The organism is Fodinibius roseus (assembly GCF_900129315.1).
In the GTDB taxonomy this organism is placed as follows: Bacteria; Bacteroidota; Rhodothermia; order Balneolales; family Balneolaceae; genus Fodinibius; species Fodinibius roseus.
In genome coordinates this window covers 269,876-292,365 of record NZ_FQUS01000002.1, presented here as the reverse complement: position 1 = coordinate 292,365, position 22,490 = coordinate 269,876, and the positions used below count along the sequence as shown (strand labels likewise).

Annotated in this window: 13 protein-coding genes; 4 read left to right on the top strand and 9 right to left on the bottom strand. The window is 50.4% G+C overall.

All coding sequences use genetic code 11. The features are described from left to right. Window positions 1-366 precede the first annotated feature (366 nt). The 4 genes from BUB16_RS03010 (at window position 367) to BUB16_RS02995 (ending at window position 3,235) form a co-directional block, all read left to right on the top strand. A complete protein-coding gene (locus tag BUB16_RS03010; protein ID WP_073059381.1) occupies window positions 367-954 on the top strand; it encodes a LemA family protein in 588 nt (195 codons plus the stop codon). Between the two features lie 51 nt (window positions 955-1,005). Then, window positions 1,006-1,449, top strand: coding sequence for a TPM domain-containing protein (locus tag BUB16_RS03005; protein WP_073059339.1), 444 nt, complete (start codon window positions 1,006-1,008; stop codon window positions 1,447-1,449). A gap of 199 nt (window positions 1,450-1,648) precedes the next feature. Beyond that, window positions 1,649-2,443 (top strand): NIPSNAP family protein, encoded by a 795-nt coding sequence (locus BUB16_RS03000; protein WP_073059338.1) that lies wholly within the window; start codon window positions 1,649-1,651, stop codon window positions 2,441-2,443. A 27-nt stretch (window positions 2,444-2,470) separates the two neighbouring features. Beyond that, the gene (locus tag BUB16_RS02995) at window positions 2,471-3,235 is read left to right on the top strand and encodes a TPM domain-containing protein (protein ID WP_073059337.1); all 765 of its coding nucleotides are present in this window, start codon (window positions 2,471-2,473) and stop codon (window positions 3,233-3,235) included. 153 nt (window positions 3,236-3,388) lie between these two features. On the opposite strand, the gene BUB16_RS02990 is transcribed toward BUB16_RS02995, so the two are convergent. The 9 genes from BUB16_RS02990 to BUB16_RS02950 all read right to left on the bottom strand — a co-directional run bounded on the left by BUB16_RS02990 (window position 3,389) and on the right by BUB16_RS02950 (window position 22,449). Beyond that, window positions 3,389-4,333 (bottom strand): 3-keto-disaccharide hydrolase, encoded by a 945-nt coding sequence (locus tag BUB16_RS02990; RefSeq protein ID WP_073059336.1) that lies wholly within the window; start codon window positions 4,331-4,333, stop codon window positions 3,389-3,391. 19 nt (window positions 4,334-4,352) lie between these two features. Further along, on the bottom strand, window positions 4,353-8,318 hold the full coding sequence (locus tag BUB16_RS02985) for a DUF1080 domain-containing protein (RefSeq protein WP_170864269.1): 3,966 nt from the start codon (window positions 8,316-8,318) through the stop codon (window positions 4,353-4,355). Window positions 8,319-8,460: 142 nt separating this feature from the next. Beyond that, window positions 8,461-9,729 (bottom strand): Gfo/Idh/MocA family oxidoreductase, encoded by a 1,269-nt coding sequence (locus BUB16_RS02980; protein ID WP_073059380.1) that lies wholly within the window; start codon window positions 9,727-9,729, stop codon window positions 8,461-8,463. 393 nt (window positions 9,730-10,122) lie between these two features. Beyond that, window positions 10,123-10,449, bottom strand: a complete 327-nt coding sequence (locus BUB16_RS21705) for a hypothetical protein (protein WP_211483073.1) — start codon at window positions 10,447-10,449, stop codon at window positions 10,123-10,125. A 219-nt stretch (window positions 10,450-10,668) separates the two neighbouring features. Next, the gene (locus BUB16_RS02970; protein ID WP_211483072.1) at window positions 10,669-12,198 is read right to left on the bottom strand and encodes a RagB/SusD family nutrient uptake outer membrane protein; all 1,530 of its coding nucleotides are present in this window, start codon (window positions 12,196-12,198) and stop codon (window positions 10,669-10,671) included. 33 nt (window positions 12,199-12,231) lie between these two features. Next, complete coding sequence (locus tag BUB16_RS02965; protein WP_073059332.1) at window positions 12,232-15,315, bottom strand: SusC/RagA family TonB-linked outer membrane protein; 3,084 nt, start codon at window positions 15,313-15,315, stop codon at window positions 12,232-12,234. Window positions 15,316-15,960: 645 nt separating this feature from the next. Further along, on the bottom strand, window positions 15,961-17,307 hold the full coding sequence (locus BUB16_RS02960) for an amidohydrolase family protein (RefSeq protein WP_073059331.1): 1,347 nt from the start codon (window positions 17,305-17,307) through the stop codon (window positions 15,961-15,963). Window positions 17,308-17,442: 135 nt separating this feature from the next. After that, window positions 17,443-19,032, bottom strand: a complete 1,590-nt coding sequence (locus BUB16_RS02955) for a RagB/SusD family nutrient uptake outer membrane protein (protein WP_073059330.1) — start codon at window positions 19,030-19,032, stop codon at window positions 17,443-17,445. Window positions 19,033-19,053: 21 nt separating this feature from the next. Further along, the gene (locus BUB16_RS02950) at window positions 19,054-22,449 is read right to left on the bottom strand and encodes a SusC/RagA family TonB-linked outer membrane protein (protein WP_170864268.1); all 3,396 of its coding nucleotides are present in this window, start codon (window positions 22,447-22,449) and stop codon (window positions 19,054-19,056) included. Between the last annotated feature and the right edge of the window lie 41 nt (window positions 22,450-22,490).

Below are 22,490 nucleotides of genomic sequence, written 5' to 3'. Positions count from 1 at the left end.
CAGGGTAAATGAAATGAAATTATGCGACAAGAAGCACTGATTTCGTAGTTGATTTCAGTTCACCCAAAGATAGGAATTTGAATGTTAAGAATTAAAAAATGAAAAATTAAAAATGATCTGATACTTTGTGCCTGTTGAAAACCTGAAATTTTATAGATGTATCTATTTTGCTGAGCTTTCGTATATTAAAGGGCTGTGAAAATCGGGAATTTTGGTCAATATCAAAGCCTGAGCGAATGCAAAGCCACAGCATATAAAGCATATGTGAAGGATGTTGAATGCGCGAAAACGCAGTGATTGGCCGAAAGAACGATTTTTGCAGAGCTCTTTATTACGTTGATAAACCTGAAACTAACGACAGATAAAATGAATATTAAGACTCTCATCGGAATTGGCGCTGTTGCTCTATTGGTGGTTTATGGTATAAATATCAACAATGGCCTGGTAGAGAAGCAGGAATCGGTTAATCAGGCATGGGCTCAGGTTGAAAATCAATACCAGCGGAGAGCTGACCTGGTACCAAACCTGGTGAATACCGTTAAAGGGGCTGCTGATTTCGAACAGGAAACACTCACCGATGTCATTGATGCGCGCAGCAATGCCACCTCTATTCAGCTTAATGCCGGGGATCTGGACAATCCCCAGATGATCGAGCAGTTTCAAAAGGCACAACAGCAGCTTTCGGGGGCCCTGTCCCGGTTGATGCTCACCGTAGAGCGGTACCCGGAACTGAAAGCCAATCAGAATTTCCAGGACCTTCAGGCTCAACTGGAGGGAACAGAAAACCGTATTGCAACAGAACGACAGCGTTATAATGAGACCGTACAGTCCTATAACACCGACATTCGAAGATTTCCCACCAATCTCTTTGCCGGGATGCTGGGCTTTGATGAAAAAGCCTATTTTGAAGCGGATGAAGGGGCTGAAGAGGTTCCCGAGGTGAATTTTGATTAATGACAGCCTGTTTTGGAATAAACACTAACCTGATAGTTAAATCTCACCAATATGCCTGCCAGATCGTTCCTTACCGAGAAAGAAGAGCAGCAGATTATCAATGCCATTGCCAGGGCGGAGGAAAAAACTTCCGGTGAAATTCGAATTCATATGGAACACCGCTGCGAGGGGGACCCGCTCGAGCGTGCCAGTGAAATTTTCCACGAGCTGGGAATGGACCAGACAAAGTACCAAAACGGCGTACTCATATATGTGGCCACAGAAGATCACAAGGTGGCTGTATATGCGGGAAAAGGTATTCACAGGCAAGTGGAAGAGGGCTTTTGGGATGATGTGCTGGCATTCATTATTCAACATTTCAAGAAAGATGCCTACGAACAGGGAATCGAAGAAGCCGTCCATAAAGTAGGCGAAAAGCTTACCGAGCAATTTCCCTACCGCCAGAAGGGCGACCTCAATGAACTATCGGACGAAATCAGCTATAATAAAAATTAATCTATGCTCTTCATTTCTTTTGTTGAGAATTATACCAAGAAGCTTTTGAAAAACAAGTAATTTTGTTCAAGGTCAAGACCAGAGGGAGGTTGGAATCGCAGCATATAGCCTATATGTGAGAATCTCAACCGACCGATAACGCCGATATTGGGCAAAAGAACGGTTTTGCAAAGGCTTCGCTAACACTATTTTATTTCCTATGAAAAAACATACTTTTTATCTTCTGTTACTAATCTTTTGTTTTCAGCTTGTTCCTGCGACCGTCTATAGCCAGCAGAACTACGAATCGCAACAGTTTTTCCAGATAATGACGTATCATTTTGACAGCGCGGAGCAACAACAGAAAACAGACCGCTTTTTAGAACAGGCATACCTGCCGGCCTTGCACCGCCTGGACATTGATCCGGTAGGCGTTTTTAAACCGCACAAAACGGATACCGCTGCTGCTTTGAAAACGTACCTGCTGATCCCTTTTAAAAGCCTGGATGAGTTTGCCTCCCTCCCCGGCCGGCTCAACGGCGACTCGCAGTATCTCGCTGAGGGCGAAGACTATCTTGAGGCTCCTCACGATGAACCGCCCTACCACAAGATAACCTCTACGTTACTACGGGCATTTGAATATGCCCCGACACTTATGGCCGCCGACCTGGATAACCCCAAAACTGAGCGGGTCTATGAATTACGAAGCTATGAGAGTGCGACTGAATTGTTGAACCGAAATAAAGTCGATATGTTCAATGCGGGCGGTGAGGTGGAAATATTTGACCGGTTGGATTTCAACGCTATCTTTTATGGGAATGTCATCTCCGGTAATAAAATGCCCAACCTGATGTACATGACTACGTTTGAGAATATGGAAAGCCGCAACGCCCACTGGGATGCCTTTCGAAATGACGCCCGGTGGGAAGAGCTCTCAGCCATGGAGAAATACCAGGATAATGTATCTAACAGCGATATTTACTTTTTACGGGCAGCATCCTATTCCGATCTTTAATTTTCTTACCTAACAGTTCCTTTGTTCATGCATCGCTTAAACCATTTGTTACTCCCTCTACTTTTTATCATCGGGTTGACCGTCCCCGCCATAGCACAGGACCTTCCTTCCGAGCCGGTGGGACATGTGAACGATTTTGCCGGGATGCTGGGCAGCAGTGAACGGCAGCAGCTGGAGACCAAGCTGCGAAATTACCGGGATACCACGACGACTGTTATTGCTATTGCAACCCTCGAGAGTCTTAACGGCATTTCCATTGAAGAGACCGCGACCACCCTGTTTAACGAATGGAAGATGTGGGAAGACGATCGGGATAACGGGGTTCTTATCCTCATCGCACCTAATGATCGGAAAATACGCATCGAAGTGGGCTACGGCCTGGAAGGGGCCATACCTGATGTCATGGCCAATCGCATTATCCGGGATATTCTTTCCCCGAGTTTTAGAAAAGGAGACTATTATGCCGGATTGGATCGGGCGACCTCGGCCATGATTCAACTCGCCAGCGGCGAGTATACCGGTCAGCTGACCGGGGAGCGTTCTTCCCGGCAGGAGGATGACACTATTTCGTTTATCATCTTTGTGCTATTTCTGGTTTTTGTCATCTATTCCTCTCGTCGCGGGGGCGGCGGTAAAGGTAAGGGACGACGCAGAACCCTGGGACCCGGGGGTTTTATCTGGCTCGGCGGGGGCGGCTTCGGAGGCGGTTCCGGCGGAGGCGGCGGTTTTGGAGGCTTCAGCGGCGGGGGCGGCTTTGGCTCCGGCGGGGGCGGAGCCAGCGGAGGATGGTAAGGGGGATTAGGAATGAGGAGTTGGGATAGAAGATTTGGATCTCGAAATTTCCCGTCAAAGATCCAATTTTGTGCAGAATTATTGGTTATTGGTGACTGGGAGCTGCCGTTATGCAGGGTTGCGCTTTCCCCAGCCTTAACCTTAATCTTAACCTCAGTCTACGGCCGGAGTGATAGTGATATTGCGAAACTCCACCGGCCCGTGGTCGCCCTGAATCATAAGGGGTCCCGGCGTTCCCTCCCTGCTATCGAGCGCGCCGCCCGTAATACCGGGAATGGGACGGTCACAGATCACTTCTCTCCCATTCAGCTCAACCGTAACCATTCGTCCGGTCAGTGTGATATCATAGCTCTGCCACTCACCCGCTTCTTTCGCCGCATTCACGCTGGGGTCAATAAAGCCATAGATGCCCCCCAGCAGATGACTATCGGGCTCCATGCCGTAACTGTCAATAATCTGTACTTCATAACGTCCCCTCAGGTAAATACCGCTGTTGCTTCCTTCCGGATAACGGAACTCCACGTGAAGTTTAAAATCATCGAACGCGTCTTTGGTAATCAGGTTGCCCCCTGATTTTTGATTGACCATAACGCCATTTTCCATCTCAAACTGGCTGTTTTCCGGGATCATCCATTTCGACAGCTCCTTATCCAGCAGCGGTACTGGCTCCCCCCATTCCGGCTCCTCTTCGCCTTCCAAGGCGGGGGCCCGCACGCCGGTCCATTCCAGGGTATTGCCTCCCGAACCCGTAGTCCGGCCCTTTAGTTGTTCCCCCTCAAGGGTGAATTCAACATGCAGATCCGCTCCCTTGCTCCACTGCGGGGGAATACTGAACTCATAGGTTTCCTCGTCCCCGGAATAGGTAATTTGCGAAATGGGACGTGCACTTCCCGAGGGGCCCACGTACCGGCCGACCAGGGCACTGACGCCCGAGGTTTCGATCTCCAGCCATGCGGGTTGTTCGCCGCTGGCTGTCGCAATGGTAATATCCCACCGACCCGCGGCCTCACTCCCCGGAATCTGAGCCTGCAGGGCTGTTACGCCAGCTGTTACAAATAACACAAACGATATAAAACTCAGCTTTTTAAGTGATAACATGATAACAGCTACCTCCGAATTACTTGATCTCTGTAATATTAATATTTCGAAATTCAACCCGCGAGTTATGGTTTTGGAGGCCGATATATCCTGACCTGCGTTTCAGACCGGGATGCTCCTCCACCCGATCCATATAATTAACCAGGTCGGTACTTACAACCGTCTCACCATTCAGCCGCACCTTCACTTCAGAACCATCCGCTGTAATTTCCATTTTCTGCCACTCTCCGGCTTTTTTACTTGCTTCCCCGGAGGGCGCCTTGACATCATAGATACTGCCGGTATATTGCCACGGCTGCAGGTCCGCATACTGCTCGGCATTGTCGTCCAGCAGCTGTATTTCCATTCCTTCATAGGCGGGATTGCCCTCGCGGGGGGCGCGCAGAAACACTCCGCTGTTGCCCCCTTCCGGGAGGCGATACTCAAATTCCAACTTAAAATTGTCGTAGGTTTCAGTCGTTGACAGCCATCCCCCGCCGCCTTCCGTATAAAGGAGCCCGTCATCGGCATGCCATTGCCCGGTATCCTCACCCACGCGTTCCCAGCCGGAAAGATTCTCGCCGTTAAAAAGAGATACTTTGCGTGGTATTTCACGGATAAAAATATTTTTGAAATAGAGGGGCGTATTATGCGCCTGCAAATCAATAGCGCCCTCCGAATAAACCGGCTCATCCCGGTCCCAGAAATTCTCCAATACTACATTATCCACAACCAGTTCGCTATTCAGGTGAACGGTCACTTTCTCACCCACCATCCGAATGTGCATGTTATTCCACTCACCAATGGCGTTGTCGGCCGGGACCAAAGGCTTACTGGGATGTTCCTTGTTATTATACAATCCGCCGGATCCCTGGGGCCATTCGGTAATATCCCAAATCTGAACCTGGGGCGTTTCCCGGAGATATACGCCGCTGTCGCCGCCCGGCTCAATTTTCCAGTCGAGCATCATCTCAAAATCCCTGTACTTCTTGTCCGTTGCCACACTGTGGCCTTCGCCGTCGAAAGAGAGCACGCCATCCCGCACTGACCAGTGCTCTCGCATCTCGGTATTTGCCTCTTTCTGCTTCTGAGCCAGTTCTTCTTCTGTCATTTCCGCCCGCGTTTTGGGATTGCCTACCACTCCTTTCCAGCCTTCCAGATTCTCGCCGTTGAAGAGAGCCTTAAAACCTTCCGGCGGCTCGTTCATCCCGTCTCCGTTCCCGGAATCCGAGCTGTAGTCCGGGTAGTAGACGTCGAGATCCTGTATTCTGATGTCCCTGAAGGCAACCTCGTCGCCGTGTCCCAAAAAGCCGATATGACCGCTTTCATTAAGCAAGCCGGGATGATCTCGTCCATCCATGGTGTTGGACGTATCAATATCGGCAAGATCCACATCGGTGATGGTTTGACCATTTACCCTGACCGTAATGTGGGAGCCGTCGGCAATCACTTCCTGGGTGTTCCACTCTCCGACCGGGTTCAAATGACCCCGCTGGGCAGGCGCTACCCCGTAGATCGACCCGTGGAACTGGTAGGGTTCCAGATCCTTATATTTTTCAGCCGTGTTGTCAATGATCTGAAGCTCCATGGCCTCATACGCCGGGTGGCTGTCCAGCGGTGCACGTATGGCCAGCCCGTTATTGGCTCCGGCGGTCAGTTTAAAATCGAACTTCAGAATAAAGTTACTGTATTCATCCTCGGTAAACAGATTGCCTGTAGCCCCATCCTTACTGATAATCTGTCCATTGCTGACGGCATACGATTCCATATCACCAACCCAGCCGGTCAGATCCTCCCCGTTAAATAACGTGGTAAAAATGTCCGTTTCATCACCGGCGGATTCCAGCTCCTGTATATACTGTTCGATTTTCTCTTTATGTTCCGGGCTTGTAGTCGCTGCTATCAGTGCAAGTTCCCGGCCGGTATCTTCAGTCGAGGCCGAAAGTATTTGCGCTACCGATCGGAGTGAGCGTTCCCGCACAGCCACATTTTCGTCATTAAAATGAGCCGCAACCGCTCTCAGCGCTTCCGGGGACTCCAGCGCCGCAAATCCGCTCAGCACCCGCAGCTTTTCTTCACCGGAGGTGGACTCATCTAACATATCCTTCAGAAACTGAACTTTGTCTGCTGCGCTGTATTTTGACTGCTGTACCAGGCGGATATAGCCTTCCAGAATGTCACTTCGTCCGGATTCCGGTGCGTTTTGGAAAGCCTCTGCCAACGGGGACAGTGCCAAAGCATCCGGCCAGTCGGAGAGGGCCCGCAAGGCCGCCTGTTGAATAGAATCGTTAGAGCTTCGGGACGCTGCAACCACCGCCTCAAGGGCTTTCTCACCCCCCATCTCGGGAAGGAGTTCCAGCAGATACGGTTTCTGGCGATTCGGGGCTTCCTCCAGAGCCTGCAGGACCGCCCGGGCACGTTTTTCCGGTTCCGGGATTTCCTCCGAAACCGCTAATACCGCTTCCTGCAGAGCCGAGCGCTCATTTTCATTTTGAGCTTCCGACAACAGGCGGGCCAATTGAGGCAGGTCGTCGGGATCGGCCAACCCCCTGAGGGACTGAAATACGGCCAATCGCACCGGTGCATCCGAACCGTCAAGCTGATCCAGCACGGTATCAAGATGCTGGTCCGCCCGCCGTTCCGCCAATATTTCGATAAGAGCGATCCTTGCGGATCCCGAGGGCGACGGCAGCAGATCTGCTGCTTCTGAAACGAGGGACTCCGTGGGAAGCCGCAGCAGGGCATTTTTCAGGGCGGCTATTTCTTCAGGCTGCTCAGCTTCGGTTAATGCCTCCAGTAAAACAGGCAGCGCTTCTTCTCCCCCGGCAGCGGCCGTTGCCCGAGCAGCAGCTATCCGAACCGAAAGCTCATTGCTTTCCAGAAAAGGCCGCAGCGTCGAAACGGAAGCCCGCCCGCTGCGCCCCAACATATCAATAATATCTGCCTGTACAGCGGGGGACAGCTCATCCAATGCCGAAGCTGTAGTCCAGCGCTCCGGTACTTGCCAGCCCGCATGTTGCCCGAGCAGGCTAAGAGCCGTTGAACGAAGCCGTGCATCTGAACTTTCGGCGGCTTCAACCAGATCATCGAGCGCTTCTTCACCTTCGTGGCCGACCAGTATCGATAAGGCCGAGCTTCGGGCTTCCGATGAAAAATCACCGGATAGAATATTGCGGCTGATGTCGGCACTCTGGCTTGTATTCCCCTCTTCCGCCAGTCGCCCTGCATACAACAGATAATACCTTCGGGCCGCTTCTTGCTGGTATCCTTCACCGGTATCCAGTGCCGAAGACAGCACCTCCCCGGCTTCCGGCTCCCCACTCCGGGCTAATGCGTACAGGACCACCTTCCGGGTCATCGGGTCATCGGAAGTAGCCAGGGGTAGCAGGGATCCCGTAACATCCGACGCCTTCATGTCCCCCAGTGCTTTGATCACGGCAATACGCTTCTCTCCCTCCGTAGCCGATATTCCCTCCGCCAGTACCTGGCGGGCACGGTTTGTATTGATCGCCCGGAGCGCATGCACGGCCGATTCGTTCAGGCGGTCGTCTCCGATGAATGACTGCAACGCCGGGATGGACTCGTTACTTCCGATCAGCTCCAGCTGCTCCATCAAAAAAACCTTTACCAGGGGATGGCGATGGGACTGTAACTCATCAATGAGGACTTTCTCAACCATGGCCCGTTCGGATTCCGCACCGGCGCGAGAAACATATTTTGATATTCCGTTGACGGCGAATCGGGCCTGCGTATCGTCACCGCTGCCCGGGGCTACCAGCATTTCCGTCAGTGCATTTATTCCCGAAGGTCCTGCCGCCACCAGCTCGCTGAAAATCCATTCCCTTTCAGCCTGATCAACGGCCGGGAGATCAGTAATGCGGCTCGTTACTTTAGCTGTAGAAGATGCGGGTTCATAGGTTTGTTGTTGCTGAGGCATTTCCCTGGTGGAAGAGCAGGAAACGAGAACCAAAGCAAAGGCGACCAATGTAAAGTGTCTAAAACGCATAAAATTACTCATTAAGTTGTGTTCAGATGAAAAACGGGAGCCTGTAACTCCATCTTCCATTACTGCTACTTTTTTTGTGCTGTGTAATTCAAGATTTTGCCCTGGTGAGCCGAAGGCCGGTGAGCGGACTGGCGAACGCAAGCTATATATGCCACTGCCCGCGCATCGGCTGGTTAATCAAGCGATTAGCGGCCTCGTCGCCGATAAAACGCTGGGTTTCAGGGTCAAATTCCAGTTTTCTTCCCAGTCGCAATGCAGCTTTCCCCAGGTTTACCAGTGTGCAGGAACGGTGGCCATTGGCTTCATTCAAAGCAAACGTCTGCCTGTTTCTGACCGCCTTGCTAAAGTCCGTCACCTGTGGATCCGGATCGGGCAGGCTGTCCGCCAGTTTACGGATATTGGGTATATCGGATTGAAATCCCCGGTACAGCTTGCCCTCCGGTCCCTCGATGAAGGCGGCATCGGTATCCTTGTTCTCGCCATCGAGGATAATCCGGCAGCCGTCCTCATACTTCATCTCAATTCTTCGCCAGGAGCTGACGGCATCGGGGTGCTGTTGGGGGGCGTCCGCCTCTACGCTAATGGGACTGGTATGATCCTTGCTTAAAATATACTGAACCGGGTCAAGGTAGTGCTGGCCCATGTCGCCCAGTCCCCCGCCGTCGTAATCCCAGTAGCCCCGGAAGGTCACATGCGTGCGGTGTTCGTTATACGGTTTTCGGGGCGCCGGACCCAGCCACATGTCATAATCCAGTGCCTCGGGAATCCACTGCGGCTCCAGGTTCGTCAGCCCGCTCCAGTTAAACTTCCAGTTGAAGCCGGTCGTCTCGCTGATGGTCACCTTGAGCGGCCACCCGAAGACACCGTTCTCTACCAGCTTCTTGATCGGCTTGACCGGCGTCCCCATGCCATAGAAAACATCTTCAAACCGGAACCAGGTATTCAGCCGAAAGATACTGCCGTTCCGCTGCACCGCTTCCACTACCTTTTCACCTTCGCCGATTGTTCGTGTCATCGGCTTTTCGCACCAGACATCCTTGCCCGCTTCCGCCGCATCCGCCGCCATAATGCCGTGCCAGTGCGGTGGCGTGGCGATATGCACGATATCTATATCATCCTGCTGCAGGACTTCCCGGTAATCGGAATAGCCCCTGACATTTGAGTCCGTCAGATTCAGGGCCTCCTGCAGATGATTCTCATCCACGTCACAGACCGCCACAAGCCGGGCTCCCGGATAATTCAGGTGCCCTTTGCCCATCATACCGACCCCGATAACCGCTTTGGTAAGCTGGTCACTCGGTGCCGTATAGCCTCTGCCGCCCAACACGTGTCGCGGCACAATAGTAAGAGCACCAAGTGTGCCAAGCGCACCTTTTATAAATTTTTTCCTGTTCATACCTTTTTCTCCCATGGTTGCCATCCATTTGTTGATTAAGAAGTTTTACAATGTAATGAGTCTCAGGGATGCCCCACTAAGACTTCATAACAAAAGCACTATATAATATTTTTGTTTCGATAATGAAACATAAAACTTACTTTTTCTTCAATTACTTATGCCGGTTTCTGTTACAGCCACTCCTAAATAATTAGTGATCAAATTACTCATGTTTTATGTTCCATTTTTGAAGCAACGCAAAAACGGAACCCAAAAACGTCGCCGGTCGTTTTTCACCCATCAGCTTTGCTGATTTGCTTGATCTATGTCGGAGGTGATACCATGCGTGTTGTTTATGCATCAGCTCCGCTGGTCCTGCACTCCAGCTGGGATGACGAATCAAAAATGGCAGGGAACCTACTTCTCGGCTCAGGTCCATGTAAACGCTTCACGGAGCAGGTCCAGGCTTTTGGGCACCGCCACCTGCGGGTTTTGCTGTCCTTCAAATTCCAGGGAAATATATCCCCGGTAATCGACCGCCCTGAATATTTCAGCCACCCGTTCATACTCGATGAAGGTCTCCTCCTTGGGCCCGTTAAACTGCCAAAAAGAATCGAAAGATACCCCGATCTTGTTTCTGGTCCCCTCCTTTTTCTGCCTTTTACTTTCCCTGTTAGCATTTAAAAAAGGAGCAGCCATTCCACCTGCTGCTCCCAACATAGTTTTTTCCGGAAATGCTCGTCGGCTTGTTTTCATAGCAAAAAATAAAGTGTTCCAAATTGTCCCTTATCATGTATAAATAACGCGTTGAGCGGTTAAAATACAAGTTGATCTCACGCGTTTACGGGCAGCAACAACCGATAGCTTTTTTCAGCGTCTTGTTATGAGTACAGCAATTTCAGGCCCCGGTTTTCGGCGGGACCTGAAATATTGTTTATAAGTTCTCTGTGAAACGCGTTAACGGCAACGTTGCAGTTAGTATCCGGGATTATTTTCAGAAATAGAATCATTGGAATTAATTTCGGCCTGCGGTATGGGCCACAGATGGTGATGTTCGCTGAAGTTTCTCGAATACCCGACGTCCTGTAAATAAACCTCTCCTTCCGAATTTTCAAAATGAGCACCGCGAACGGGCCCGGCTACCTGTTCACCGATTCCCCATCGCATGATGTCAAAGAGTCGCAATCCTTCCAGTGCAAATTCCCGGGCGCGCTCATCCATCAGGTACTCCATCAGGCTCTCTGCATCCGGATGTGTTGTTGCATTGATGGGGTCCAGTTCAACTGTGGGACGTTCACGCACTTCATTAATTGCATCGTAAACTGATTGATCAATCTCGCCGAGCTGAACTTTTGCTTCAGCATACATCAGCAGGATATCGGCATACCGGATGTGAATCATGTTAATGGATCCCGTCGAAGGGCTGTCTATATCATCTTCATAGTCAATATACTTCTTCATATTGTACCCAAGTTCGGTGGCTCTCTCTGTGACATTAACACGATCAGGAGTCGGACTGTCGGGACTGGAGTCGTAGGTGCTGTTACCGATGGGCTGTCCGGTATAATAAACCGAATAATTCCAGCGGGGATCCATGTTTTCATAGGCCTCTTCACGGCTGTTAAATTCACTGATATCATATTCCCCTTCATCAAGCCGGTACTTCCGATAGAGGCCATGGGCAGGCTCTATGCCCGAGCCGCCTCCAATGGATGCGGCAGAGATCCCAAAAGCATCATAGCTGTCCCCGGTAGAAGTATACTGCCTGTCAAAAATTACCTCTGAAGAGTTCTGACCTTCATAATGGAACAGCTCTTCATAGTTGGGATAGAGGTCATAAACACCACTTTCTATGACCGATTGCGCCGCATCGCGGGCGATCTCCCACCGTTCGTTGCGCAACGCAGCTCTCGCCTTCAGCGACTCGGCAGCGCCATGGGTTGCCCGGCCGACATTCCCGCTGCCGTAACTCACGGGCAGAGCCTCCGTGGTGATGATCGCATCCAACTCGTCAATAATAAAATCAACAATCTCATCACGATCGGTCCGGGCTACGTGATCATTGATGTCAATGGGTTCCAAAATTAAAGGGACCGCTCCCCATAAACTGGTAAGCTGGGTATAGTAATAGGCCCGGAGAAACCGCGCCTCCGCCTCCACCCTCTCCAGCAGATCCGTATTACCAAACTCGACCTCCCCGATGTTGGTAATCACATCATTGGCTTTGAAAATACCCCTGTAATACCTGTTCCAATAGCCTTCCACCGTACCGTTTGACGGGACAAGCGGAGTAAGTTGAGAATAGGCTATATCGGTCCGGTTATCCAGACCAAAGGTGCGGCCGTCCATCTCTGCATAAACAGCATTGACGGCAATCTCCGCATCACTGGCCCGCTGCCAGTACGAACCTTCTGTTACCGTATCGGCCGGAGTGACATCCAGGCCATCACATCCAGTGAGAATAACGGCAACCATCATTATACTTAATATTATAAGCTTTTTCATAACAATTTCCATTTACATTTAAACATTAAAAAATTAAAACGTGACATTGACACCCAGCGAGACTGATTTCGTATGAGGATAAAACTGATTTCGTCCCCTCGGGACTTCCGGGTCCATAAGGTCGGTGGGAGTTATGGTAACCAGGTTTGTCCCCGAGACATAAATCCGGAATCGCTGTATGAATTGCTGGGGGATGGAATAGCCGAGCTGAATATTTTTTAATCGTGCATATTTGGTATCCTCCAGCCAGAATTCAGATCCCCGCCTGTTCCAGTTTTGCGAACCTGTCATTACTCTCGGCCACTTACCACCGGGATTCTTTTCAGGATGGTATCGTTCCTCGACGTACTTTTGGGCAATATAATTTTGATTGTTCGGACCTTCGATGATGGCACCGTCCAGCATATGGTACTGCTGTAAGACCCCCTGCCAGAACATTTTGAAATCGAACCCGCGATACGAAGCGTCGAAATTCACACCAAACTCATACCTTGGGTCTTCATTGGCTATAATAATATGGTCGCCGTCAGGATATAATGCGGTACTGAGCGCACCGTCTCCATCCAGATCTTCATAAATAACATCTCCGATAGTCACTTCCGGGCTGTAGGTAGTGGGATAATTGTCAAGATCTTCCTGCGTGCGGTAAATTCCCGGGGAAGCATATCCACGCAATGAATTAATGGACTCGCCTTCAGTCCAAACAGTAAATCCATCGGGGTAGAAAGGACCCTGATCATTAAGATCCTCGATCGTATTAACGACATCCGAGAAATTTATGCCGACGGAATACTCCAGCTCCCCGGAGCCGGCAGCGCTGTTGTAATTAACCGCCAGCTCCCACCCGTTATTGGAAACATCCGCTGCATTCTGGTAGGGAGCACTTTTACCCACCGTAGCAGGAATGGGCAGCTGCAGCAGAATATCGCTGGTATAGTTCCAGAAATACTCGCCTATGACCTCTATTCTGTCATCCATCAACCCCAAGTCCAGACCAATATTCGTCATCGTCGTGGTTTCCCAGGCGATATCCGTGTTACCGGCCGAAGTGACGGCAGCAGCCGGTACGACCTCGTCGTCGAACTGGTAGGAAAGTCCCAGGTTATACGTATTCAAATAGGAATAAAGGCCGGTTCTCTCATTGGAACCCTGCCGCTCGTTACCTAATTGTCCCCATGAAGCTCGAATTCTCAGGTTGCTTAACCAATCCACATCCTGCATAAACTCTTCGCTGGAGATTCTCCAGCCGCCGGAGAACGATGGAAAGAAGCCCCACCTGTTGCCCTCCGCAAATCTCGATGATCCGTCGTATCGCACATTAGCCTGGAACGAATAGCGGTCCTCATATGAATAGTTCATACGTCCAAAGAAAGATCGTATTCTCCACTCGTCATTAAAACAACCATTGGTAAATTCGCCCGGATCATTAAATTGTCCACACGTCAGTTCCGTACCGGAATCACCTGCATTCAGGGATCGAAGATCATCATTGAAAAAATCGGAACGCGCTGCAGATGCCTGTGTAGCCTGGGTATAAATTTCTTCATACCCAACCATCCCATTCAAACTGTGATCCCCGAAATCATCCGTATACCGCAGCAATGCCCTCTGACTCAGTTCATTGCGATTATACCGACCTTCATTCAAGGTGTTTGTGGAAAACCAGCTGCTGGCAGCGACTGTTTCACCAGTGAGGGGATGGATCATGTTGCTTTTATCATCCCGGAAAATATTCTCTTCAGTACTGGTCCGGTTCAGCGTAAGATCTCCTTCAAGTGAAAACATCTCATTGATCTCGTATTCAACTCCGGCTGTAGCAACGATATCGTTGCTCGCCCTGTTTGTCTCACCGGAATTTCCCATGACAAACGGATTCCATGTGCCCCCGATCAGATCACCGGTTGCCTCCCGGCCGTCCGGATAACTCATAATCATATCGCGATTCATATGCAAAAGGGCCTGCATAATCCGCTGGGGCCTGAATCCCGGACCACTGACATCCCGGTTCCTGTAAAGCATATTAGCTTTAACCGTTAAATCATCCGTCACAAACAGATCGCTGTTCAACCGCAGTGACGTTTTTTTGCTGTTAAAATTTCGCATGATTCCATCCGTATCATCATGACTGACAGCCGCATATAATCTTCCCGTCTCGCCCCCCGTGGATACAGAGAGAGCATTACTATGCTCCAATGAATAGTCGCGGAAAACGCCACCCTCAAAGTCGGCAAAAGGATACTCCAGCGGGTTCGTTCCCGCAAGAACATTTTTCTGATATTCCTCGGTAAAAATCGGATCTGCTCCTGTTGCTGCATCTGCTTCGTTCCTCAGCATCATCCAATCTTCCTTAGAGGCCCCCGGCGGAAAAAAAAGCAGATCCTGCACGCCGACGTGGGCGTTGTAACTTACGGTAACCCCTGATTCGGCACCTCGTTTGGTGGTAACCAATATGACTCCGTTTGCCGCCCGCGATCCATAAATAGCGGCAGAAGCCGCATCTTTCAATACACTGATCGATTCAATATTAGAAGATTCCACCGTAGAAAGCGACTGTTCCACCCCGTCCACAAGCACCAGCGGGTTCGGGTTATTCAGCGTACCGGTCCCACGGATCCGCGCCACGGCATTTTCTTCCCCGGGTTGTCCCCCCTCGTACTGTATGCTTAAGCCGGGACTCAATCCCTGCATTCCCAGTTCGGTGTTGGTCATCGGACGCTCCTCGAAATCACGGGCTGAAACCGAACTGACAGCGCCCGTTACGTCTTCCCTTCGCTGAGTACCGAAGCCTACAACCACCATTTCTTCACCCATAATCGCCTGACCGACCAGTGCTATATCTATTTCGGTCCGGCCGTTTATGGGAATTTCCTGCGTCTGATAGCCGATGAACGAGGCAACAAGGGTATCCTCCAAGGAGGGAACCGAAAGCTCAAAAGTACCGTCCCCTCCCGTCGACGTTCCGGTGGTCGTTCCCTTGACCAAAATATTGACCCCCGGAAGGGTTTCATTATTCTCGGCATCCACTACGGTCCCCGTCACCGTTTCCCCTGTATTTTGTCCCTTCACCGGCAACGCCGGCAAACCAAATAACATACCTGCCAAGGCAAGTCTGGTCATCCACTTATATAGATATGTACATGTACGTGTATCCTTTTTTTTCATCATCGACCTTTTTTAAAAGTTTAGTTTAAGAGCGTACTTTTATCGTCATGTTTCCAGCTTGGAACCGACCTTCCCGCTGTATTTTCCCCGAGAGGATTTCCGCTTTGGAGCGTTTATCAAGCAAGCAGTTTAAATAAACGGTACAACTTGCTAAAAAGCTGTTATTCTCTAATCACCTTTATGTAAAGAAACCATTAAAGATTGGCCAACTCAGACATAAAGAATCAGAACGATGACAGCATTGAATATATCCCTTTTATCACGGAGTATTACGTTATACTCTTTTTACTACTAACCTGATAACTTTTTGATCCCGTATTTTTTAAAAAAGTAATGTTTTTCTGGGAAATCCGTTAATAATTCTAAACGAAAAGCCGAGGCTTCGGTTTCGGCTCGAATTATGTCCGGCAGCGAAAGGATGCCCTAATAGAATCTCTCTCCACAAGATTAACCTCAAACGTTCTGCACAGACGACTTCATGCAGCGCTGACTGATATAACAGAAATAGCCCCGATCCAACGTCCTGAAAACCATCCCTTCACCCTGAATTCAACTTGTTGAGATTGAGGTGCCTTCAGGGTTCAACGGTAACATAATATTTCAGTCGCCGGCTTCAATCCACGTTCCATTGAGCATGACCCGCCCTATGTTTTTCATCGCGGCAATGTCTTCATCCGGGCGTCCCTCAATCAGCAGCAGGTCGGCCAGCTTACCGGCTTCTATGCTGCCCAGTCGCTGTTCGGTGCGAAAATACCGGGCATTCCCCATAGTGCTGCTGGTTATGACGTCCATCGGATCCATTCCTACTTCATTAACCAGAAGTTCCATTTCATGCTGGTAATCCCACCCGGAATCTGCATGGGGTACGCTCGCGTGTGACCCGAGGGCAATGCGCATGCCGGACCGGTAGGCTTTCTCCACGAACCGAACCATGTTCCGGTATCCTTTGACGTGAAAATCCTTCACTCCCTCATCTCCCTGATACCGTTCAAAAACACTCAGCGTGGGCGTCATAATAACATCGTTTTCAACAGCCAGCTCAATCACCTCCTGCACCCGATCCGATTCCACGTCGATGGTCGACCAAAGCCTGAAGCGCTCCTCTCTCCGGGCACCATATTCGGCATTCACCCGTTTCTTGAACGTTCTGGATTCCTTCGGTCCGGCCAGGGCCGTGCCGAAGGAAGTAACGTGCTCCACGCCCTCGAGTCCCGCCCGGATGGCATCATCGGCATCCACGAGTTCGAGGTGTGCCATCACGGGAACGTTTCGTTTTGAGGCGGCATCCATGATTACTTCGTAGTAGTCAAGGGGCAGCTTAAAATAGAGTTTAATCCCCGTCGCCCCGTTCTCCACATGATCATACACCGCCTGCCGGGCGTGCGCATGGTTTCTGACAACCACCGCCTGGCTCTCCCAGACCGGGGGAAACCCTTCCAGATGTCCACCGGTTAAGAACATTCTCGGGACCGGCTTTTCCGCGAAATGGAGAGACTGGTAAAACCGCAGGGGATGTCCCGGATCCCGCATGGTGGTTATTCCCTTGTGGAGGTACCTGTTAATCCGGTCGTTGTCCATAAGCGAATGAAAATGGGCGTCAATCAGGCCGGGCATCAGGGTTTTTCCGGCTGCGTCCAGACGATCTGCATGATCGGGTATCTCAACCTCCGCGCGCGGACCCGCATCAACGATTCTGTTGCGTTCCACGACCACTACCGCATCCTCAACCGGTTCACCGCCCAGGCCGTCGATCAGCCGGCAGCCAACGATCGCTACGGGGGCACCATCAGCTGGGACAGGCGGGGGATTAACTTCCAGTAGCGGCCGGTCGTCACAGCAGGTATTCTGTTGCGCGTAGGTCCCCGAGGGACTCAGAACACAGAAAGCCAGGCAGCACAATCCAATAGAAATCCAATTAATTTTTTTGTTCCAGCGGGGTAAAGCCATGTTTGTACACCATTATATTTAAATTATGACGTATAATCGCCTTCTGATATGTGTGTATCATTGATTAATGCAGGACAAAAATAATGATCACAACGCTCGCATCTAAGAAGTCAGGTAATATATTAGTATTACAAATCAATATCCCGGGTTTTGGGTCATTTCAGGATTGTTGTCCATCTCACGCTGGGGGATCGGCAGCAGATAGTTTCTTTCCGCCACGAAATTTCTTTCTTCCAGAATGATATGTTCCGATTCCCAGGTGACCTCACCGGTCTCATTGTTCACAGAACCCTTCCGGACCCCGTATACCGTCCCGTCGATGGACTCCTCGCCGAGATCCCATCGGACAATATCAAAATACCGCAGGTTTTCAAAGGCGAATTCCACCCGTCGCTCCCGCCGCACCAGCGCTTCCGTCAGTGCGGTCGCTTCCGGCAGTCCGGCCCGTTTTCGTACCCTGTTGAGATATTCAAGTCCCTGTGCCATATTCTGCCCGGTTTCAAACGCGGCCTCGGCATAGGTCAGGTACATTTCAGGCAGCCGAATGACCATGAGGTCCTGTCCGCTGTTCTGCATGACCGCCTCGGGCATCGGCTCCACGTATTTCTTGATAATCAATCCCGCCGGAGATCCCACGGAGTTCTCATAGTAATCCGGGTTGCTTACCATATCACCTTCCTCGTTGGGAATCTGCTGGTCCAACGGATTATAATACCTTCCATCCCACTCTTGTCCCGGGTAAAGCAATGACTTCTCCAGACGGGGATCCCTGTTTTCGAAAGGATTGTCCGGGTCGTAGGTTGGATCTTCAGAAATGGGGAGTCCGTTCATGGTTTCGTAGGCCTCGACCATATCATAGGTACCCGATACATTCGCATAGCCTCCCCCCATGCCCGGAAGCATGAACTGGGGATGCCTGCTCGGATAGATATCCTGGGTAAACTTGATGCTCAATATCGCCTCTTCGTTATCCGATTCGCTTAAAAACAGCTGCCGGTAATCCGGGTACAGCTCATACACACCCATCTCGATAACCGCTTGGGCATCCTCCATCGCGGTGGCATAATTCCCCATATAGAGCTCCAGCCTTGCTTTCAGGGCGCGCGCGGCACCGCTGGTAATATGTCCCTCTGACTGAACCATGTTTTGAACGGGAAGCTTGTCACTGATCTCATCCAGCTCCTGAAGGATAAAACTTTTGACTTCCTCAGCGGGCGTTCTCGCCATGACCGCATCCGGCCCGAGTGTTTCGGTAACCAGCGGCATATCGCCGAACATCATCACCTTGTAAAAATAATTATAGGCCCTTAAAAATCGAGCCTCGGCCTTATAACGCTCTTTCGTGGCCTCGTCCATGGAAACATTTTCGATCTTTTCAAGGAAATTATTGTACTTCCGGATTCGACCGTATTCAAACCAGTCGCCGCTGTACGGGTCTCCCCAGTAGGATTCAGCAAGATTTGTGGGAGAGGCGGATCCGTCTATTTTATGGCTCCAGCCCGGATAATAGGCGTTATCGCTCATCCCGTCAAAGTAGATGATATTTGACCAGGTTTCCCAGTTTTCGTACAGGCCTGCAAGGGCCAGCTCGGCATCTTGCTCCGTTTGCCAAAAAGTATTGTCAGACAACGAATTTTTGGGCGTCACATCCAAAAAACCATCGCCACACGAGGTAACTCCCAGCCCAAACGTTGTTATGGTCAAAAAGTATATTAGCTTTTTCATAGTATATCTCTTTAAATTATTTTAAAATGTAATATTTAATCCAAGCGTATACGTTTTAACTTGAGGATAACCAACCCCATTGGGCGTTTCGGGGTCATAGTTCCCCGGAAATCCGGTTATGGTCAGCAAATTCTCACCGCTGAAAAACACCCTCACATTGGATAAATAATCGCCCGACCATGTGACCGGCACGGTATAGCCAAGCTGAATATTTTTCAGTCGTATATAAGCCGCATCAAGCACACTAAAGGAGCTAAACTGATAATAGCTGGTGGTATGCCCCGTCAAGGCCGTCGTTACCACTCTCGGATAGCGGCCTTCCCGGACCACTTCGTTATTCTCAACGATCGTGCGATCCATATGCATTTGCTGAACTTTCGCCCCGTTCTGGAAAGGCCACATGGCTTCCGGATGAATGGTCCGGTAGACTCTGTCCGCGCCCTGGAAAAAGGTGGAAAGGTCAAATCCCTTGTAATTGAGCCCCAGGTTAAAACCAAAGGTAATTTCCGGGATCGTATTCCCAAGCACAATCCGGTCATCGCCGTTGATAACCCCGTCACCATTTTGGTCTTGGTATTTCTGATCGCCCACGGCAGGAGTATTCCCCGGTATGTGGGGACTTGCATCGACATCTGCTTCATTTTGGAAAACGCCGATCGCCTCATAACCATAGTACGAATTCCATGCAATGCCCTCTTTTCGAATGCTGGTCCCGATATCAGGATTCTCGTACCGCTCCACCTTGTTGATATTATAGGCTCCGTAAAGGGACACATCATACTGGAAATCACGGATATTATTGTTGTGAGCAACCTCAAACTCTATTCCCCTGTTCCTCATAGCCCCGGCATTCACCGTAGGTGCGGGCAACCCGTATATGTCGGAAACAGGAACAGAGGTAAGAATATCGTCGGTATACCGATTATAGTAATCGAAGGTCAGGGAGAGCTGGTTTTCAAACAGACCCGCATCAAAACCGATATCCATCTCTGTGGTCGTCTCCCATGTGATATCCGGGTTGGTCGGACTGGTTTGTGCGGCTCCGCTCGATGCTGATCCCCCGAAATTATAGTTCTGCCCAAGCGATATAAGCGGTATATATTGATAGTTGCCGATTCTGTTATTCCCCAGCTTACCCCAGGATCCTCTTAACTTCAGTTCATTAATCCAGCTGATATCGTCCATGAAAGACTCCTCGGCGATTCGCCATCCGGCGGAAAAGGAAGGAAACCATCCCCAGCGCTGCTCCCGGGCAAATTTGGAGGATCCGTCATATCTCAAATTGGCCTGGACAAGATACCGGCTTCTAAAATCATAATTTATCCTTCCGAAATAGGAACCCAGCTTGGATTCAACTGCCGAACCGTCATTCGACCAGCCCTCTTGCGAACCCGCCGTCAGCTCCGATATGTCATTAGAGGGAAACTCCTGGCGATAGGCGCTTAGGGAGTTGCCGAGCTCTCTTTTTCTGTAGACTCCCAGCAGGCCATTTATTCCGTGATCTCCGTGCCTCCGGTCGTACTCCAGCATGGCTTCCAGTACCGTAACAGAGCTCCGATACACCTGGTCCTCCACCGAATTTGGTCCCTGTACGGACCCATCACCATATGCAATCGTCCGGTCATGATCCTTGCCGTCGCTGAGCTCATAATTCGCGCTGGCCGTCCCCTGCAGCGACAAGCCCTCCATTAAGTGAGCTTCGCCGGTCAGGCTCCCCACGACCCGTGAATTCTTTTCCTGATACTTCCCTCCTTCTTCAATCCAGGCAATGGGATTGCCATCGTCATGGCGGTCCCACGCCCCATCCTCGTATTTATTGGCAACGATGGGCGGAATGCGGTTCGCCTGCCGGAAAAACTGGTAAACGGACCCTCCGCTGTTGAACGGATTAGCGGGATTGGTCGTTTCCCTGCGTGTCAGGGAAGCATTGACGCCCAGATCGAACCAATCGGTCACGTCACTGTCGAAGTTGATCCGCAAATTGTAGCGATCACTATTTGCCTTTTCCATTAGGCCATATTGCTCATTGTAACCCAGCGATACTCTATACCGGTTCACATCACTGCCTCCGGCAAAACTGAGATCATGATTTTGTGTAAAGCCCGAACCCTGCAGCAACAGATCAAGCCACTGCGTATTCGGGTAATTATAAGGGTCCGATCCGGTTTCAAATTTTGTTATTTCTTCCTGTGTGTACCGGGGATCAAGTCCTTCATTTATGTTTGCCTCATTTAACAACCGTCCATATTCAGCGGACGAAACATATTCCGGAAGACGGGTGGCCTGCTGCCAGCCGATATGTGTTTTATACGAAACATTCATGCTCTCCCTGTTGCCCCGTTTGGTTGTTATCAACACGACCCCGTTTGCAGCGCGAGAGCCATAGATAGCAGCAGAAGCCGCATCCTTCAGTACACTCACGCTCTCCACGTCATTGGGATTGACATCGTCCATTGAAGCCTCAACACCGTCGATCAGGACCATCGGCGAAGAGTTGTTCATCGTCCCTACCCCACGGATCAAAATACTGTGATCTTCCTGTCCCGGTTGTCCCGAAGACTGTGTAATTGTCACACCGGGGCTTTTACCCTGCAGCAGGGAAGTCATATTGGTGGCGGGACGGGATTCCAGTCCTTCACTGCTGATCGTACTTACAGAACCTGTTACATCCTGGCGCTCCTGCGTGCCATATCCCACGACTACCAGCTCTTCACCAGAAATAGCCTGTGGCTGCAGGGTAATATCAATTTCCGTTCGTCCGCTAATGGCCACCTCCTGCCGCTGATAGCCAATATAGGTAAACACGAGGGTATCCTGCAGGGAAGGCACGGTTACCTCATAATAACCCTCACCGTCAGTCGATGCCCCGGTTGAGGTCCCCTTCAACAGAATATTCACGCCCGGGAGTGTTTCCCCTGTCCGGGCATCGGTCACGGTCCCTGTAATCGTTTCCTGAACGCGTTGGATAGTAAGTTTTTCATTCTTATTCATCAATATCAGTTGTCCGCTGGGCGAAACAGCAAACCGCAAGCCGGTATTCTCCAATACTTTCCAGAGGGCATCCTGTATGCTTATCTCCTCAAGGTCAAGGCTTAAGTGATTTCCCAGAACAGGCAATTGAGTGTCATACGAAAGTTTTAAATGGCCTTTGGAGGCAATGGATTTTAAAGCGTCAAGCAAGGTAGTTTGCTCGACCCGTAGTGTGATGCTCTTATTTAATACGGAAGATTCGTCAATATCCTGCCTGACTTCTGTATTAAGAAGCTGTTCCAGTGTTCCGACTGACGCCACCTGTTCGTTTGCCTGCTGGCTATCCTGTCCCATCAGCGGCAATGCCAATACTCCAAACAGAACAACCATGGAGACGAGTTTAGCTATCCGTTCATATAGATCGATATATCTGTCCCTGTTTATCATAATTAAGCTTCCTCTGTTAATATTAACCGACATATGTGTAA